This window comes from Bradyrhizobium sp. Arg816, assembly GCF_029989365.1.
Classification (GTDB): Bacteria; Pseudomonadota; Alphaproteobacteria; order Rhizobiales; family Xanthobacteraceae; genus Bradyrhizobium.
In genome coordinates this window covers 1-583 of record NZ_JAPRAQ010000100.1, presented here as the reverse complement: position 1 = coordinate 583, position 583 = coordinate 1, and the positions used below count along the sequence as shown (strand labels likewise).

General features: G+C 60.9%; 1 protein-coding gene and 1 pseudogene. Both read right to left on the bottom strand.

All coding sequences use genetic code 11. From position 1 onward, the window contains the following. Positions 1–142: pseudogene (locus OWC48_RS46000) on the bottom strand (flagellin); the annotation flags it as partial. A 295-nt stretch (positions 143–437) separates the two neighbouring features. Then, positions 438–583: flagellin (locus OWC48_RS45995; protein WP_282525928.1), on the bottom strand; the 146-nt coding region annotated here is incomplete at its 5' end.

Sequence of the window (583 nt, the reverse complement as noted above, 5' to 3'; positions counted from 1 at the left end):
AGTAGGCGGCGTTATCGGACGCGGTCGAGACGCGCTGGCCGGTCGAGATCCGGTTCTGCGTGGTCGCGAGCTGCGAGCTGACGTTCCGGAGGGTCTGCAGCGCGGTCATTGCAGACGAGTTGGTGAGCAGACTAGAACTCATTTTTGACGTCCCTTTGGAGATTGAATTGATTTTGGGGACATACCGGACTTGCACCGGTACGACAGGACGGCATCATGCCTTTGAGCTGCGGAAAAGCGCGCTCAACCTGACGTAACGGCGACGATAGCGCGCGAAGTTTGTGCGAGGCTTGTGGCTCAGTGACCGGACCGCGACAGGGTCAGCCAAATCGACGTGCAAAGTCGAAGTGCCAAGGTCATGGCGCGACCAGCGCACGCCAAAATGAAAAGGGCCGCACTTCGCGAGAAGCGCGGCCCTCTGCAGATGGTTTTGAGGCTTAGCCGCGGAACAGCGACAGGATGCTCTGGCTGTTCTGGTTGGCGATCGAGAGCGCCTGAACGCCGAGCTGCTGCTGGGTCTGCAGCGCCTGAAGGCGGGTCGATTCCGCATTCATGTCGGCGTCGACGAGCTGGCCGACACCGC